At 75.0% G+C, this 1,106-nt stretch carries 1 protein-coding gene; it reads right to left on the bottom strand.

Annotated elements, in window-relative coordinates; all coding sequences use genetic code 11:
- A partial coding sequence (locus G3I65_RS56115) for an AMP-binding protein (protein WP_160704803.1) occupies positions 1-1,106 on the bottom strand: 1,106 nt, incomplete at both ends.

Below are 1,106 nucleotides of genomic sequence, written 5' to 3'. Positions count from 1 at the left end.
GCCATTGGAAGTGCGTCGGCACCAGGTGGTCCGGCAGGGTCTCGCGCAACGCCGCGCGCAGCTCGCCCGTGTCGGCCGGTGGCCCGGTCAGGAAGGCGACCAGCTCGTGGTCCCCGCCCGGCTGCCGCGGCCGGACGACGACGGCGACCTCGCCGAGCCCGCGGCCGAGGTCACCGAGGGCGAGTTCCGCTTCCGCCGGTTCGACGCGGAAGCCGCGCACCTTGGCCTGGTCGTCCGCGCGGCCGGTGCAGACGATCGAGCCGTCGGGCAGCGCGTAGCCGAGGTCGCCGGTGCGGTAGAGCCGGCCGGACGCGGTGTCCCGGAACCGTTCCGCGGTGAGGTCGGCGCGGCCGAGGTAGCCGTGTGCGAGGCACGTGCCTGCCGCGTACAGCTCGCCCGTGACGCCGGGCGGGACCCGGCGCAGGTCCGCGTCCAGGACGTGCAGCGCGGTGCCGTCGATCGGCGTGCCGATGGGCGGCAGGTCCGGGAAGCGTTCCGGCGGGCCGGTGAGCGCGTGGTGGGTGACGACGTGGGTTTCGGTGGGCCCGTACTGGTTTTCCAGCAGTACCCCCGGCACCGCGGCGCACAGCCGCCGGATCTCGTCGGTGATCCGCAACTGCTCCCCCGACGAGATGATGACCCGCAGGTCTTCGGGGTACGCACCCGAGGCCACCGCGGCCGAAGCGAGCTGCTGGAGCGCGACGTACGGCAGGAACACCCGCTCGACGCGGTGGGCCCGCATGAGCCGCAGCACCGCCGCCGGGTCGCCCCGGTCCGGGACCAGGCACAGCGTCCCGCCGAAGCACAGCGTCGCGAAGATCTCCTGGAACGACACGTCGAAGCTGAGCGGCGCGTACTGGAGCGTGACGGCGGCCCGGCCGCTCGCGGTCCGGTGCTGCCACGCCACCAGGTTGGCCAGGGCCCGGTGCGGCATGGCGACGCCCTTGGGCTGGCCGGTCGAGCCGGAGGTGAACAGCACGTACGCGGTGGCTTCCGGGCTGACGGTCCCGCTCGGCGGCTCGCCCGCCGGCCGCAGGAGTTCCGCCGCGGCCACGGTCCGCCGCTCGGGCAGCGCCGGGTGGGACCCGACGACCAGGTCCGGGTCC

Source organism: Amycolatopsis sp. SID8362 (genome assembly GCF_010550475.1).
In the GTDB taxonomy this organism is placed as follows: Bacteria; Actinomycetota; Actinomycetes; order Mycobacteriales; family Pseudonocardiaceae; genus Amycolatopsis; species Amycolatopsis eburnea.
This window is presented reverse-complemented; position numbering and strand designations above follow the sequence as displayed.